11 protein-coding genes and 4 pseudogenes are annotated in these 14,168 nt (G+C 64.5%); 3 read left to right on the forward strand and 12 right to left on the reverse strand.

Annotation, left to right across the window (positions count from 1 at the left end; all coding sequences use genetic code 11):
• The first annotated feature begins 5 nt into the window (after positions 1 to 5).
• Both PE067_RS13185 and PE067_RS13190 read left to right on the forward strand, forming a co-directional pair.
• Positions 6 to 716, forward strand: coding sequence for a YafY family protein (locus PE067_RS13185; protein ID WP_276190043.1), 711 nt, complete (start codon positions 6 to 8; stop codon positions 714 to 716).
• 31 nt (positions 717 to 747) lie between these two features.
• Positions 748 to 882 (forward strand): annotated as a pseudogene (locus PE067_RS13190) (DNA ligase-associated DEXH box helicase); the annotation flags it as partial.
• An 86-nt stretch (positions 883 to 968) separates the two neighbouring features.
• On the opposite strand, the gene PE067_RS13195 reads toward PE067_RS13190, so the two are convergent.
• The 12 genes and pseudogenes from PE067_RS13195 to PE067_RS13250 form a co-directional block, all read right to left on the reverse strand.
• Positions 969 to 1,700: an outer membrane beta-barrel protein gene (locus tag PE067_RS13195; RefSeq protein WP_276189926.1), complete on the reverse strand. Its 732-nt coding sequence runs from the start codon at positions 1,698 to 1,700 to the stop codon at positions 969 to 971.
• A gap of 227 nt (positions 1,701 to 1,927) precedes the next feature.
• Positions 1,928 to 4,368 (reverse strand): annotated as a pseudogene (gene gyrB / locus PE067_RS13200) (DNA topoisomerase (ATP-hydrolyzing) subunit B).
• An 83-nt stretch (positions 4,369 to 4,451) separates the two neighbouring features.
• On the reverse strand, positions 4,452 to 4,832 hold the full coding sequence (locus PE067_RS13205; RefSeq protein WP_276190045.1) for a DUF1491 family protein: 381 nt from the start codon (positions 4,830 to 4,832) through the stop codon (positions 4,452 to 4,454).
• Positions 4,825 to 5,757: a GTPase Era gene (era, locus tag PE067_RS13210; RefSeq protein WP_276189928.1), complete on the reverse strand. Its 933-nt coding sequence runs from the start codon at positions 5,755 to 5,757 to the stop codon at positions 4,825 to 4,827. The genes PE067_RS13205 and era overlap by 8 nt, the downstream gene beginning before the upstream one ends.
• Positions 5,754 to 6,441, reverse strand: a pseudogene (gene rnc, locus PE067_RS13215) (ribonuclease III). The gene era and the pseudogene rnc overlap by 4 nt, the downstream one beginning before the upstream one ends.
• Positions 6,438 to 7,229, reverse strand: coding sequence for a signal peptidase I (gene lepB, locus PE067_RS13220; protein WP_276189930.1), 792 nt, complete (start codon positions 7,227 to 7,229; stop codon positions 6,438 to 6,440). Before lepB ends, rnc begins: the two are co-directional and overlap by 4 nt.
• 123 nt (positions 7,230 to 7,352) lie before the next feature.
• Positions 7,353 to 7,778: a holo-ACP synthase gene (gene acpS / locus PE067_RS13225; RefSeq protein ID WP_276189932.1), complete on the reverse strand. Its 426-nt coding sequence runs from the start codon at positions 7,776 to 7,778 to the stop codon at positions 7,353 to 7,355.
• The gene (locus tag PE067_RS13230; RefSeq protein WP_276189934.1) at positions 7,775 to 8,230 is read right to left on the reverse strand and encodes a hypothetical protein; all 456 of its coding nucleotides are present in this window, start codon (positions 8,228 to 8,230) and stop codon (positions 7,775 to 7,777) included. Before PE067_RS13230 ends, acpS begins: the two co-directional genes overlap by 4 nt.
• Before the next feature lie 8 nt (positions 8,231 to 8,238).
• On the reverse strand, positions 8,239 to 8,973 hold the full coding sequence (locus PE067_RS13235) for a pyridoxine 5'-phosphate synthase (RefSeq protein ID WP_276189936.1): 735 nt from the start codon (positions 8,971 to 8,973) through the stop codon (positions 8,239 to 8,241).
• A 28-nt stretch (positions 8,974 to 9,001) separates the two neighbouring features.
• Entirely contained in the window at positions 9,002 to 9,841 is an 840-nt protein-coding gene (locus tag PE067_RS13240; protein WP_276189938.1) for a 4-(cytidine 5'-diphospho)-2-C-methyl-D-erythritol kinase, read from the reverse strand.
• A gap of 190 nt (positions 9,842 to 10,031) precedes the next feature.
• Positions 10,032 to 11,393 (reverse strand): annotated as a pseudogene (locus PE067_RS21900) (tetratricopeptide repeat protein); the annotation flags it as partial.
• Between the two features lie 354 nt (positions 11,394 to 11,747).
• Complete coding sequence (locus PE067_RS13250) at positions 11,748 to 13,394, reverse strand: electron transfer flavoprotein-ubiquinone oxidoreductase (protein WP_276189940.1); 1,647 nt, start codon at positions 13,392 to 13,394, stop codon at positions 11,748 to 11,750.
• A 301-nt stretch (positions 13,395 to 13,695) separates the two neighbouring features.
• Here PE067_RS13250 and greA point away from each other — a divergent pair, with 301 nt between their 5' ends.
• Positions 13,696 to 14,166 (forward strand): transcription elongation factor GreA, encoded by a 471-nt coding sequence (gene greA / locus PE067_RS13255; RefSeq protein WP_276189942.1) that lies wholly within the window; start codon positions 13,696 to 13,698, stop codon positions 14,164 to 14,166.
• Positions 14,167 to 14,168: the final 2 nt, after the last annotated feature.

Genomic DNA, 14,168 nt, shown 5'->3' on the forward strand with positions numbered 1-14,168 from the left:
AGGATATGGCCCGCACCGACCGCCTGATGCGCCTGATGGAATGCCTGCGCCGCCTGCCCGCGCCGGTCACCGCCGCGCGCCTGGCAGATGAAACCGGGGTCAGCCTGCGCCAGCTTTACCGCGACATCGCCACCCTGCGCGCCGGTGGCGCCCTGATCGACGGCGCGGCGGGCGTCGGCTACACCCTGACCGAAGACAGCGCCCTGCCGCCGCAAAGCTTCTCGCGTCTGGAGATCGAGGCGCTGCTGCTGGCCGTGGCCGAGCTGCGCCATATGGGCGATGGCGATCTGTCCCGCGCCGGAGAGGCGGCGATGGCGCGCATCATCGCGACCCTGCCCGAACGCCAAAGCCAGCAGGCGCTGCATGCCGTGATGCGCAGTTTCCGCGAAACCCGCCAGCGCGCCCGCCCTGTGATCGACATGGACATGCTGCGTGCCGCCTGCTGGGATGAAACATCTGTGGTGATGACCTATCGCGACTTGCAGGATCGGGTGACGCAGCGCGAGATCTGGCCGCTTGCGCTCAGCTATTCCGACCAGTCGCTGATGCTGCTGGCCCATTGCCGGATGCGCCAGGATTTCCGCCTGTTCCACGTCCACCGCATCATCTGCGCCAGCCCTGGCGGCAGCAGTTTCCGCCCGCGCCGCGCCGGGCTGCTGCGCGAATATCGCCGGCGGTGGCTGGAAGAATGCCCGGAACATAAACGGAGCGGCTGAAAAACGCGGCGCGTGGGGTAATATCTGGGGCATGCGCCCCGATACCATCCTTTTTTAGACCGAAGCGGGGCTTTACTGTCCGGCGGGGGATGTCCACATCGACCCGCTGCGGTCTGTGGCGCGCGGGCTGATCACCCATGCCCACAGCGATCACGCCCGTCCCGGTCAGGTCCTGCCGGTGCCGCTTGGGCCGTATCGCGCAACGAAAAAGGGCCGCTGACGCGGCCCCTGATCCCAAACCTTCGGCTTCGATCAGAAGCGGAAGTTCACGCCCAGTTTTACGTTGTTGTATTTCGCGGTCGCTTCGGTCTGGATCCCGCCGGCGTCGGACACCGTTTCCTTGCCGAAGTTCGCGTATTCATATTCGCCGGTGATCGACACGCGTTCGGTCAGTTGCTTTTCAGCGCCCAGACCGACGATATAGCCGCTGCGCGAGATGCTGTCGTTGATCGCGGCGGTGCCGGGAACGCTGGCGCCGGTGACTTCGTAATCGACCTTGGCGCGGGCTGCACCGATGATACCATAGACCAACGTGTCGGGCGTGACGGCGTAGCCGGTTTTGAAGCGCAGGCCGACGATGTTCTTGATCTTGGACTTCGCGCTGACGCCGCCGTCATTCGAGAAGGAATCTTCGATATTGCCCGCCTCATAGCCCAGTTCCGGACCAAAGACCCAGTTGTCTTTCTGCCAGCGGTAACCGATGCGCAGGCCGCCGTTCACGCCGCTGAGGTCCAGCTTGTCGTAATTGGTGACGGCACCCTCGCCCTGAGCCAGACCGATGCGGTCTTCACCACCGAAGGCATAGCCAAGCGTCGCACCGGCATAGGCGCCCGCCCAGTTGCCGACCGGCGCGGTTTCGACGATGGGCGAAACGGCGGGTTCGACGACGGGGGCGATGAAGCCACCGGCATGTGCCGCAACGCCAAGAGCGATCGACAGGGGAGCGGCGGCGACGGTGGATTTCACGAAGCTGCGAATGGTCATATTATAATCTCCGGCGATCATGCGGCGCCTGAATTGGGGGCGGGCATTGACGGTTGGTTGTCTGTTGGTCAGGAACTTAGGGCAGCTATCCCCCGCGGACAAGGCGCGCGCCGCTGCGCGCGGGTGGTTTTGCGGAAAAGCGCGGCATCTGTGCAACAAACCCATATGGATCGGGTTTTCCCTGAAAAACCGTTGCCATGCGGACAGAAAATTCACTGAAATTTGAACTATATATCCAGATTTTCAACGCTCAGGGCGTTTTGCTGGATGAATTCGCGCCGGGGTTCGACGACATCGCCCATCAGCTTGGTGAAAATGTCGTCGGCATCGCTGACATCATCGATCTGCACCTGCAGCATGGTGCGCGCGACCGGGTCCAGCGTGGTTTCCCAAAGCTGGTCGGGGTTCATTTCGCCCAGACCCTTGTAGCGTTGCAGCGACAGGCCCTTTTCCCCTTCCAGAAAGATCGCCGACAGCAGGCTGATGGGGCCGTGGATCGGGACTTCGCGTTCCTTGCGGATCAGTTGCGCGGGCTGGCCGTAGATTTCCTGCAGCGACTGCGTCGTCGTGCCAAGGCGCCGGCTTTCGGCGGAATGCAGCATCGGGCCGTCCAGACTGCGCAATTCCCCGACGCCGCGCAGCACGCGCGACACGCGGATGCCCCCGTCCTGCGCCGGGCGTCCGGTCCAGCCACGCTCGAATTCTTCGGCGATCAGGTCCAGACGGGCGGCGACGGCGGTGGCGACGCTCTAGGCGTCCGCCTCGACCCGACCGGGCAGCAGGGCGCCTGCGATGGCGGCCTGTTCGGTGATGTGGATCGGGTAATGCGTCGGATAGGCGCGCAGGATGCGGCGGGCCAGACGCGCCTCTTCGACGACGCGGGTCAGATCGGCGCCCGAGATTTCCTCGCCCGAGCCGAGGCGCAGGCTGGCGCCCTCGACCCCCTGCTGGATCAGGTAATCTTCCAGTGCGGCCTCGTCCTTCAGATAGACTTCGGACCGGCCACGCGCGACCTTGTACAGCGGCGGTTGGGCGATATACAGGTGCCCGGCCTCGATCAGCTGCGGCATCTGGCGGAAGAAGAAGGTCAGCAGCAGCGTGCGGATATGGCGCGCCGTCCACGTCGGCATCGGTCATGATGACGATCTTGCTGCAGCGCAGCTTGTCCAGATTGAATTCGTCGCGCCCGATCCCGGTGCCAAGCGCGGTGATCAGCGTGCCGATCATGTCCGACGACAGCATCCGGTCGAAACGCGCGCGTTCGACGTTCAGGATTTTCCCGGCGCAGGGGCAGGACCGCCCTGATTCTGGCGCGAGCGCCCCTGTTTCGCCGAACCACCGGCCGAGGTCACCTCGACGATGAAGATTTCGGACAGGGCGGGTCCTTTTCCTGACAATCGGCCAGCTTGCCGGGCAGGGATGCGACATCCATCGCCGTTTTGCGGCGGGTCAGTTCGCGGGCCTTGCGGGCGGCTTCGCGGGCCAAAGCGGCCTCGATGATCTTGCCGACGATGGATTTCGCCTCGTTCGGGTTTTCCTCGAACCACTCGGCCAGCTTTTCGTTGACCAGGCTTTCGACCGCCGGGCGCACCTCGCTGGACACCAGCTTGTCTTTGGTCTGGCTGGAGAATTTCGGGTCGGGCACCTTGACCGACAGCACGCAGGTCAGACCCTCGCGGGCGTCGTCGCCGGTGAAATCGACCTTTTCGCGTTTCGCGATGCCGCTGGTCTGGGCGTAGCTGTTGATCACGCGGGTCAGCGCACCACGGAAACCGGCCAGATGGGTGCCGCCGTCGCGCTGAGGGATGTTGTTGGTAAAGGGCAGCACGGTTTCGTGGTAGCTGTCGTTCCACCACATCGCGACCTCGACCCCGATCCCGTTCTTTTCGCCGGTGATGAAGATCGGTTCCGGCATCACCGCCGTCTTGGAGCGGTCGATGTATTTGACGAATTCGCGGACGCCGCCTTCGTAATGCAGTTCGGTCTTGTGCTCTTCGGCGTGGCGTTCGTCTTCCAGAATGATGCGGACGCCCGAATTCAGGAATGCCAGTTCACGCAGGCGGTTTTCCAGCGTGGTATATTTGAATTCGCGGTCGGAAAACGTCCCGTCAGGGCTGTCTTCCTTGCTGGAGGCCAGAAAGCGCACCTCGGTCCCGGTTTCGCCGGGCGCGGCGTCGCCCACGACGCGCAGATGTTCGACCGTATCGCCATGTTCGAAACGGGCGTAATGTTCCTTGCCATTGCGCCAGATGCGCAGTTCCAGCCAGTCGGACAGGGCGTTCACGACGGACACCCCGACCCCGTGCAGACCGCCCGAGACCTTATAGCTGTTGCTGTCGAATTTCCCGCCCGCGTGCAGTTGGGTCATGATGACCTCGGCCGCAGAAACGCCTTCGGTCGGGTGCAGATCGACCGGGATGCCGCGCCCGTTGTCGCGCACCGAAACGCTGCTGTCGGCGTGGATTTTCACCTGAACGTAATCGGCATGACCGGCCAGCGCCTCGTCGATGCCGTTGTCCACGACCTCATAGACCATGTGATGCAGGCCCGACCCGTCGTCGGTGTCGCCGATATACATGCCCGGACGTTTGCGAACCGCCTCCAGGCCCTTGAGAACCTTGATGGAATCCGCGCCATATTCGGCGGGTGTCGGGTTGTCTGCGCTCATGCGAAAATCATCCTGCCTTGCGTGCGGCATTTATAGTGTCGTGATACGGGAATGTCACGGGAGAGACGCTATATTTGGTGGTTTCAGCCTGAAAAATCAAGGCTTCGGCGGGGCGCGCGCTGCGGCCTCAGGCCAGCTCCGTCCTGATCCAGCAGCGTCCGCCCGTCGCGGCTTTCGATTTCGATGACCCAAAGATCCGGGTCGCGGGCCGAATGGCGGGCGATTTCGGCGTCGATGTCGCGCTCTGGCGCCTGTTTCAGCGGCACCCACCGGCGCCGGTCGCTGTCCAGATCCCATTCCCGCGCCCAAAGCCCGGCCTGACCGTCCAGCATCGCGCATTTGACCATGACCGCGCCTGCATTGTCGTCGCCGTGGCGGGTGACATAGGCCGGGATATCGGCCAGCCCGAGCCGCGTCAGATAGGCGGAAACCCAGATCCCCGTCGCAAGCCGCGCCTCAGCCATCGCCATCGCGGAAATTCAGGCCCATTTCGTCATAGCGTTCGGCCTCGTCCAGCCAGTTTTCGCGGACCTTGACCTGCAGGAACAGATGCGCCGGGCGGCCCATGAATTCGGCCAGTTCCTCGCGCGCGGCCTGGCTGATCGCCTTGATCGTCTCGCCGCCCTTGCCCAGAACGATGCCCTTGTGACCGGGGCGGGCGACATAGATGATCTGGTCGATCCGGGCAGAACCGTCCTTGCGTTCTTCCCATTTTTCGGTTTCGACGGTCAGTTGATAGGGGATTTCCTCGTGCAGGCGCAGGGTCAGCTTTTCGCGGGTGATTTCGGCGGCGATCACGCGCATCGGCAGATCGGCGACCTGATCCTCGGGGTAAAGCCAGTCGTGTTCGGGCAGGTTGTCGGCCAGCCAGTCCAGCAGATCGTCGCAGCCATAGCCCTTTTCGGCGGAAATCATGAAGCTGCGGGTGAAACCATAGGCCTCGTTCATCTGCTGGGTCAGGGCCAGCAGGTTTTCCGCCTTGACCCGGTCGATCTTGTTGATGACCAGCGCGACCGGCGTCTTGACGTTCTGCGCGACCAGTTGGTCGATGATCGCCTGCGTGCCATCGGTCAGGCCGCGATGCGCCTCGACCAGCAGCAAGATGACATCGGCATCGGCGGCGCCGCCCCAGGCGGCCTTGACCATGGACCGGTCCAGACGGCGGCGCGGGCGGAAGATGCCGGGCGTATCGACAAAGACGATCTGCGCCGCACCATGCACCGCGATGCCGCGAATGCGGGCGCGGGTGGTCTGGACCTTATGCGTCACGATCGAGACCTTGGCCCCGACCATGCGGTTCAGCAGCGTCGATTTTCCGGCATTGGGTTCGCCGATCAGGGCGACGAAACCGGCGCGGGTCGGGGTGTCATTCATGTCGGGCTCACTCATGGCTGGACCTCGATCTGTTCAAGCAGGGCCTGCGCGGCAAGCTGTTCTATGCTGCGTTTCGTTCCGGTGCCGCGTGCGGATGCGGCGCGGCCATCGTCCAGTTCGACGCGGATTTCGAATTCGGGGCGTGGTCGGGACCGCTGCGGTCGGTCTGGACATAGCGCGGCGGCGTCATGCCCTGCGCCTGCGCCCATTCCTGCAAGGCGGTTTTCGCGTCGCGGCTGTCCTGATCGACCGTCGCCAGACGCGAGGCCCACAGCCGCAGCACCACCGCCTTGGCCGCATCGAAACCGGCGTCCAGATAGATCGCGGCCAGAACCGCCTCCATCGCGTCCGCGAGCAGGGCTTCCTGCGGCGGCCGCCGGAAATCATTTCCGACCGGCCCAGTTTCAAGACATCGCCCAGACCGATTTCGCGCGCGACGGCGGCGCAGGTTTCGCCGCGCACCAGCGCGTTGTAGCTGGGTGCAAGGTGCCCTTCGGTCGCCTTGCGGTCGGCCAGCACCAGCGCCTCGGCCATGGTCAGGCCCAGAACGCGGTCGCCCAGAAACTCCAGCCGCTGGTTGTCGGGCCGGGTCGCGCTGGCGACCGAGCCATGCGTCAGCGCCCGGCTGAGCAGTTCGGGCCGTGCGAAGTCATGCCCAAGCCTTGCCGAAAAGGCGCGGATATCCTCGGACAGTTTCAATGCACGCTCTTGAGGAAGCGGTCGGGACGCCATGTCCAGAAGTATAGCAGGGATTTCCCGGCAGAGGAAAACAGGATCAGGTCAGCGCGACCGATCAGATATTCTTTCGGAACGTAACCCAGACCGCCGATCTGTGGGGGGAAACGCGAATCTTCGGAATTGTCGCGGTTGTCGCCCATGAAGAAATACTGACCTTCGGGCACCGTGAATTCCGGGGTGTTGTCGGCATAGGCGGCATTGGTGATGTTCAGCACGTCATGCCTGACGCCGTTCGGCAGGGTTTCCGTCGCCCGCTCGACCCGGCATTCGCCGCCCTGCGGGACCGGATCGTTGGAACAGGAGGGCAGTTGCTGGCCCGGACCCTGCGGTTCCTTGGGTTCGGTGAAAAAGCCGTTCGGTTCCTGCGGGACGGGCGTTCCGTTGATGATGACGATGCCGTTTTGCATCTGGATGCGGTCGCCGGGCATGCCGATCAGGCGCTTGATGAAATCGACATCCTTGGTCGGGTGGCGGAACACCACGACATCGCCGCGTTCCGGTTCGCGTTCCAGAATCCGCCCCGAAATCGGGCAGATCGAAAACGGGCAGGAGACCGCCGAATAGCCATAGGCCATCTTGTTCACGAACAGGAAATCACCGATCAGCAGCGTGTCCTTCATCGACCCCGAAGGGATCCAGAAGGGTTGAAAGAACAGCGTCCGAAAGATCCCGGCGATGATCAGCGCCCAGAAGATCGTCTTGACGGTCTCCCAAAGGCCATTTTCCTTGCGTGCGGTCTTGTCGGCCATGTTCTGCCTGTGTCCCGTGGTAAAGCTTCGGGCGTTCATGGTCCCCGCGATGGGGGAAAGTCAAGCGCGGGCTTGCGCCATGCAAGCAGGCGTGACGGGTGGTTCCGGGATGGTTTCGGGCGGTCAGCCGGGATTTGCGGGGCTTGGGGCTGGACCCGGCCGCGCCTCGATCACCACGAATGCCTGCGCCCGGGGGTGGTCGTCGGTCAGGGTGACATGGACGACGGCATGATGGCCTGCGGGGGTCATCGCGGCCAGCCGCTCGGCCGCCCATCCGGTCAGCGCCATGACGGGCTGGCCGGTCGCAAGGTTCGTCACCGCCATGTCGCGCCATGAAATCCCCATGGCCAGCCCGGTGCCAAGCGCCTTGGAACAGGCCTCTTTCGCGGCCCAACGCTTGGCCAGCGTCCCCGCCTCATCCTTGCGGGCGGCGGCCTTGCGCAATTCGGTTTCGGTAAAGACGCGGTTGCGGAAACGGTCGCCAAACCGGTCCAGCGTGCCCTGAATCCGTTCGATATTCGCCAGATCGGTGCCGATGCCCAGGATCATCGTTCCGCTGGTTTCTTGTCAGAGGACACATCGCCCGTCTGCGAATTCAGTTCAATGCTGATGACGTGCAGGGTGGTTTGATCGCCGCCGATCGCGGTTTCGACGGGAAAGGTCAGGGTCAGGCCCGTGACGGGGTCATAGGCCGAGGTGCGGCCCGCGAAATCCAGCCGGGCAAAGCCATCGCCGTCGCTGTCCTGCACGATGACACAGCGGCGCCCGCCGACCTCGTCGCGCGGCCCCATCAGCACCAGCAGGCGATAGGGCGTGCCTGCGGGTTCGATCATGTCCAGCTTGGCGATGCGGATTTCGCCATTGGCATAGGTCGCGGAATTGTCCTGCCACGGCTCGACAATCGCATCGGGATCGAAACCGCGCGCGAATGCGTCGCGGCATCCCATCACCGGCTCGGCCTGCGCGGCGACCGCGCCCAGAAGCAGCGCGGTCAAAGACATGGCGGCTTTCACGCGCGCGCCTCGTCCATGCGGGCGCGCATTTCGCGGATGGCACCGCCAAGGCCGGTAAAGACCGCCTCGGCGATCAGGAAATGGCCGATGTTCAGCTCGGCGATCTGGGGAATGGCGGCGATGGGGCCGACGGTGTCCAAGGTCAGGCCGTGGCCCGCGTGGACCTCCAACCCCAAAGACGCGGCCAGTTCAGCGCCCTGTTTCAGCGCGGCCAGTTCTGAGTCGCGTTCGGCATGGCGGCCTTCGGTGTCCAGATCGCAATAAAGGCCGGTGTGCAGTTCCACGACGGCGGCACCGATGCGGGCGGCGGCTTCGATCTGGCGCGGTTCGTGGCCGATGAACAGCGACACGCGGCTGCCGATGTCGCGCAAGGGCGCGATATATTCGGCAAGGCGGCGTTCGTCGCCCAGAACGTCCAGCCCCCCTTCGGTCGTGCGCTCTTGCCGTTTTTCGGGGACCAGACAGACGGCATGGGGGCGGTGGCGCAGGGCGATCTGCTGCATTTCCCCGGTCGCGGCCATTTCAAGGTTCAGCGGCACGCCGATTTCGGTCGACAGCCGGGCGATATCGCTGTCGGTGATGTGGCGGCGATCCTCGCGCAGATGGGCGGTGATGCCATCGGCGCCCGCATCTTCGGCAATCCGCGCAGCGCGCAGCGGATCGGGCCAGGGCGTGCCCCGGGCGTTGCGGATGGTCGCGACGTGATCGATATTGACGCCAAGGCGCAGCATGGTTTCCCCTCCGGTAGTCGCGGGCAGGTTAGCCCAAGCCTTTGGCGGGGGCGAGTCCCGTCGCAGCGACCCACCAGCCGGGACGCGCCAGCGCCTGTGCGGCGGATTGCGCGGCGGTCGGATCGGGGAAAATGCCGAAACAGGTGGCGCCGGAACCCGACATGCGCGCGATCATGGCGCCCGCATCCGTCAGCGATTTCAGGCAGTTGTCGATTTCCGGCAGCAGGGCCGCGGCGGGCGGTTCCAGATCGTTGCGGCAGCCATGCAGGAAATCGACCAGCGCAGGCAGGTCGGGCCATTCGGGCAGATCCGCAGGCATGGGCGTATTGTCGCGCCGGGCCAGCGCCTTGAACACGGCGGGGGTGGACAGGGCATGGCCGGGGTTGACCAGAACCATGTGAAAGGGGGGCAGGGGCGGGATCGGGTCCAGAACCTCGCCCAACCCGCGCATCCTGACCGGGGCCGATCTGATGCAGACCGGCACATCCGCGCCAAGCGTTTCGGGCTGCGCCGGGCGCCCCCCCGCCGCGCGCAGCACCGCCGCCGCATCCGCCGATCCGCCGCCGATCCCCGAGGCGACGGGCAGGTTCTTTTCCAGCGTGATCGCCGCATCCAGCCCCGCCAGACGGGCCGCGCGCAGGCACAGATTGTCACCATCCGCCGCCAGCCCATCGGCGAAAGGTCCGGTGATCCGCAGCGACAGGGGGCCGGGGGCCAGCGTCACGCGGTCGCCCAGACCGGCAAAGACCACCAGCGAATCCAGCAGGTGATAGCCGTCGGCGCGCTGGCCGGTGACATGCAGGGTCAGGTTGATCTTGGCCGGGGCAAGCGTCGAGACCGCCCTGGCGGGCAGCGGCCCATTCGGCATCTGCGGCAGGCGCGTCCTGTTCGCCGCCGGAACGGCGGCCCGCATCATCCGGCACTCGCCCGCCATTGGCCTTTTCCTCGGACAGGACCGCGTCAAGACCGCGTTCCAGCTTGGCGCGGATGCGGGTTTCCTCGGCCTCTGTTTCGGGCTTCAGGCTCAGCGCGCGGTGCCATTGAATCTCGGCCTCGCGCTTGCGGCCGACCATCCAGTAGATATCGCCCATATGGTCGTTGACCAGCGGATCGCTGGCCATCAGCGCGACCGAGCGTTCCATCGGCGCCACGGCGTCGTCGTAGCGGCCAAGGCGGAAATAGGCCCAGGCCAGCGAATCAAGGATATATCCGTCGTCGGGGCTGAGTTCGACGGCGCGCTGGATCATCGGCAGCGCCTCGTCCAGACGTTCGTCGCGGTCGACAAGGCTGTAGCCCAGATAGTTCAGGACGGTCGCGGAATTGGGCTGGATTTCCAGCGCGGCGCGGAAATCGGCCTCGGCCTTCGGGAACTGGCCGGACCGTTCCAGCGCGATGCCGCGCGCATAAAGCGGAAACCAGCGCAGATTGCCCGCGTCTTTCAGCAGGCTCAGCGCCTTGTCATAGGCGGGCACGGCCTGGGCGAATTTGTCCTGCTGGCGCAACAGGTCGCCAAGCGCGATCCAGCCCTGCGCCAGTTCGGGATGGGCGGCGGTCAGCGCCAGCGCGGCCTTTTCTGCATCGTCCAGACGTTCGGCACGGGCCAGCGCGTCGATGCGGGTCAGTTCGGCGATGGGGCGCATGTCGCCCATTTCGCGCAGGGCGTCGAATTCCGCCTCGGCCAGATCATATTGGCCGAACATCTGCAAAAGCTGGGCGGTCAGCAGGCGGGCCTCGCCCAGATCGGGGGCCAGATATTCGGCCAGTCGCGATTGCAAGAGCGACAGCGGGTCCGGTTCGTCGGTTGCGGCAAGGGCTGCGGCAAAGGTCAGAAAGACCTGCGCCATGCCTTCGGCCGGGGTTTCGACCATGTCGAAGGGCAGGGTTTCGCCCGCGTTCAGCCGGTCGCGCATGGCGATCAGGCCGGGTTCGTCGGGAAAGCCCGGCTGACCTTCCAGCAGGGTGGCGGCGGTGGCGTTCTGTTCCAGTTGCGACAGGATCTGCACCCGCGCGATCACGCCCAGAATATGGTCGGCCGCCGCGCCCGAGGTCAGCAGGCGGTCGGCGTTTTCGTAATCGCCGACCATCGCCTTGGCCAAGGCCAACTGGTAATTCACGATGGGCCGCGCGCCGGGAATGCGGGCCAGTTCGTCAAAGGCCGCTTCGCTATCGGCGGCACGCCCGGCCCCCAGCAGTGCCCAGGCCCTGAGCAGCCCGTCCAGCAGGTTGTTTTCACTGGGCGTTCCCTGCGACAGCGAGGCAAGGCCGGGGTTCTGGTCAAAGGCCTGAATCAGCGCATCCCACTGGCCGTCATGCGCCAGCTTGGCCCAGTTGATCAGGCCCGCAAGTTCGGTCCCGCTGCCCGATTGCGTGCTTTGCGATGCCATCGCCATGGCCTCGTCCAGCTGGCCCGCCGAAATCATCGACACCAGCGCGCTGTCCAGCAGATAGGGGTCGCTGCCATCCTGCGACAGCGCGCGATTGTAGTAATCGGCGGCCACGCGAAAGTCATTGTCCAGCGCGGCAAGGCGCCCGGCCAGATAGGGACCGGCCAGCCCGCGCGTCAGGGGCGCGGGCAGTTCCTGGCTTTGCTGGTCCGGGGTCGCCTCTGGCGCTTCCTGAGCGTGAAGCGGGGTCGAGATCAGCGCGATCAGCGCCAGCGGAAGCAATCTGATATTCACGAGTTGCGGCCCGAATGTGACATGTTCAGCGCAGACCCTAGCGGTCGGCGCCGATGAGGGCAACGGCGGGCGGCCGGATCGGCCTGCCCTTGCGCATCACATATTCGGGTAGTTCGGCCCGTCGCCCCCCTGCGGCGTCGTCCAGTTGATGTTCTGCGACGGATCCTTGATGTCGCAGGTCTTGCAATGGACGCAGTTCTGGAAGTTGATGACGAAACGGGGGCCGTTTTCATCCTCCAGCACCTCGTAGACGCCTGCGGGGCAATAGCGTTGCGCGGGTTCGGCATAGACCGGCAGATTCACCGAAATCGGGACCGAGGCATCTTTCAGCCGCAGGTGGCAGGGCTGGGATTCCTCGTGGTTGGTAAAGCTGAAACTGACGTTGGTCAGGCGGTCGAACGACAGCTTGCCGTCGGGTTTGGGATAGTCGATCGGCTGGAAATCGGCGGCCTTGCCGGTCGCTTCGGCGTCGGTCTTGCCATGTTTCCAGGTGCCAAGCGGGTTCCAGCCGGTGATATTGGCGACCCACATGTCGAAGCCGCCCAGCATCAGGCTGGGATACAGACCCAGTTTCGACCAGACCGGCTTGACGTTGCGCACGGGTTTCAGGTCGCGGGCGATGGCGCCGGTGCGGACCTCGGTTTCGTAATCGGTCAACTCGTCGCCTTCACGGCCGGCGGCGATGGCGGCGGCGGCGGCCTCGGCCGCGGCGATGCCGGACAGCATGGCGTTATGGTTGCCCTTGATGCGCGGGACGTTGACCAGACCGGCCGAACAGCCCAGCAGGACCGCGCCCGGCACGGTCAGTTTCGGGATCGACTGCCAGCCGCCTTCGGAAATGGCCCGCGCGCCATAGGCGACGCGCTTGCCGCCTTCCAGCAGTTCGGCGACCAGCGGGTGGTGCTTGAAACGCTGGAATTCCATATAGGGATACAGATAGGGGTTTTTATAGTTCAGGTGGACGACGAAGCCGACCAGAACCTGATTGTTGCCAAGGTGATAGACGAAACTGCCGCCGCCCGCATTCTTGCCAAGCGGCCAGCCCATCGTATGGGTCACGGTGCCGGGGCGGGATTTCGCCGGGTCGATGTCCCAGATTTCCTTCATGCCGATGCCAAATTTCTGCGGCTCGTGACCGGCGGACAGATCGTAGTTCTGGATCAGTTCCTTGGCCAGCGATCCGCGCACGCCCTCGCAGATAAAGACGTATTTGCCGCGCAGTTCCATCCCCGGCTCGTAATGGGGGCCGGGGGTGCCGTCAGGGTTCAGGCCCATTTCACCCGCGACGACGCCCGCGACCCGGTTGCCGTCCATGACCAGCGCGCTTGCCGCCATGCCGGGGAAAATCTCGACCTCCAGCGCCTCGGCCTGTTCGGCCAGCCAGCGGCAGACATTGCCCATCGACACGATATATTTGCCGTGGTTCGACATCAGCGGCGGCATCGGCCAGTTCGGCACGCGGATCTGGCCCGCCTCGCCCAGGACGTAGAAATTATCTTCGGTCACAGGGGTTTCGATGGGGGCGCCCATCTCGCGCCAGTCGGGCAGCAGCCGGTCCAGCCCCGAGACGTCCAGAACCGCGCCCGACAGGATATGCGCCCCGATTTCCGAGCCCTTTTCCAGCACCACGACCGACAGGTCCGGATTGACCTGTTTCAGCCGAATCGCCGCCGAAAGACCTGACGGACCACCACCGACTATGACGACGTCATAATCCATCGACTCGCGGGTCATGTCGGTCATCGCTTGGGTCCTCCTGCCTGGCAATGCATCTTGCAACGGGGCACAGGTAAACCGGATTTTTCCATTGGGCAACGCCACAAACCGTCTATTTCCCACGCGAAACCGGCAAAGACGGCGATATGTCGCAAGGTTTGGTCCCTGCCTTTGCCATGGGCAGGCTGTTGCTTGCCCTGCTGTCAACAGGCTTGCATGACCTGCTGGAAACGTCCACGATACCCATCGGATTTTTCTGAACGCCCCTGCCGGAATGGTGGGGGCGTTCGATCAACATTGCTGTGCAACTGCCGCCGGAAGGACTGGAATGGAGAAGATATTGATGACCCGTGCAGGCTTCGCCCAGTTGGACGAAGAACTGCGTGTTCTCAGGTCGGAAGAGCGTCCCGCCGTGATCCGCGCCATCGCCGAGGCGCGCGAACATGGCGACCTTTCGGAAAATGCGGAATACCACGCCGCCCGCGAAAAGCAGAGCTTTGTCGAAGGCCGCATCAAGGAGCTGGAAGGTCTGATTTCGCGCGCCGAAGTCATCGACCCGGCGAAACTGTCGGGCAGCGTCAAATTCGGCGCGACCGTCCGTCTGGTCGACGAAGACAGCGAGGAAGAGCGCACCTATCAGATCGTCGGCGAGGCCGAGGCCGATCTGGAGCGGGGATTGCTGAACATCCGTTCACCGCTGGCGCGCGCGCTGATCGGCAAGGACGAAGGCGACAGCGTCGAGGTCGTCACCCCCGGCGGCCAGAAGGGGTATGAGATCCTTTCGGTCGAATACAAGTAAAC

Source organism: Paracoccus sp. DMF-8, assembly GCF_029309835.1.
In the GTDB taxonomy this organism is placed as follows: domain Bacteria; phylum Pseudomonadota; class Alphaproteobacteria; order Rhodobacterales; family Rhodobacteraceae; genus Paracoccus.

Excerpts from the sequence above, each read along its gene's own strand:
- greA (WP_276189942.1), top strand. The coding sequence starts at position 13,696 with ATGGAGAAGATATTGATGACCCGTGCAGGCTTCGCCCAGTTGGACGAA.
- PE067_RS13185 (WP_276190043.1), top strand. The coding sequence starts at position 6 with ATGGCCCGCACCGACCGCCTGATGCGCCTGATGGAATGCCTGCGCCGC.
- PE067_RS13195 (WP_276189926.1), bottom strand. The coding sequence starts at position 1,700 with ATGACCATTCGCAGCTTCGTGAAATCCACCGTCGCCGCCGCTCCCCTG.
- era (WP_276189928.1), bottom strand. The coding sequence starts at position 5,757 with ATGAGTGAGCCCGACATGAATGACACCCCGACCCGCGCCGGTTTCGTC.
- PE067_RS13205 (WP_276190045.1), bottom strand. The coding sequence starts at position 4,832 with ATGGCTGAGGCGCGGCTTGCGACGGGGATCTGGGTTTCCGCCTATCTG.
- PE067_RS13240 (WP_276189938.1), bottom strand. The coding sequence starts at position 9,841 with ATGCCGAATGGGCCGCTGCCCGCCAGGGCGGTCTCGACGCTTGCCCCG.
- PE067_RS13250 (WP_276189940.1), bottom strand. The coding sequence starts at position 13,394 with ATGACCGACATGACCCGCGAGTCGATGGATTATGACGTCGTCATAGTC.
- lepB (WP_276189930.1), bottom strand. The coding sequence starts at position 7,229 with ATGGCCGACAAGACCGCACGCAAGGAAAATGGCCTTTGGGAGACCGTC.
- acpS (WP_276189932.1), bottom strand. The coding sequence starts at position 7,778 with ATGATCCTGGGCATCGGCACCGATCTGGCGAATATCGAACGGATTCAG.
- PE067_RS13230 (WP_276189934.1), bottom strand. The coding sequence starts at position 8,230 with ATGTCTTTGACCGCGCTGCTTCTGGGCGCGGTCGCCGCGCAGGCCGAG.
- PE067_RS13235 (WP_276189936.1), bottom strand. The coding sequence starts at position 8,973 with ATGCTGCGCCTTGGCGTCAATATCGATCACGTCGCGACCATCCGCAAC.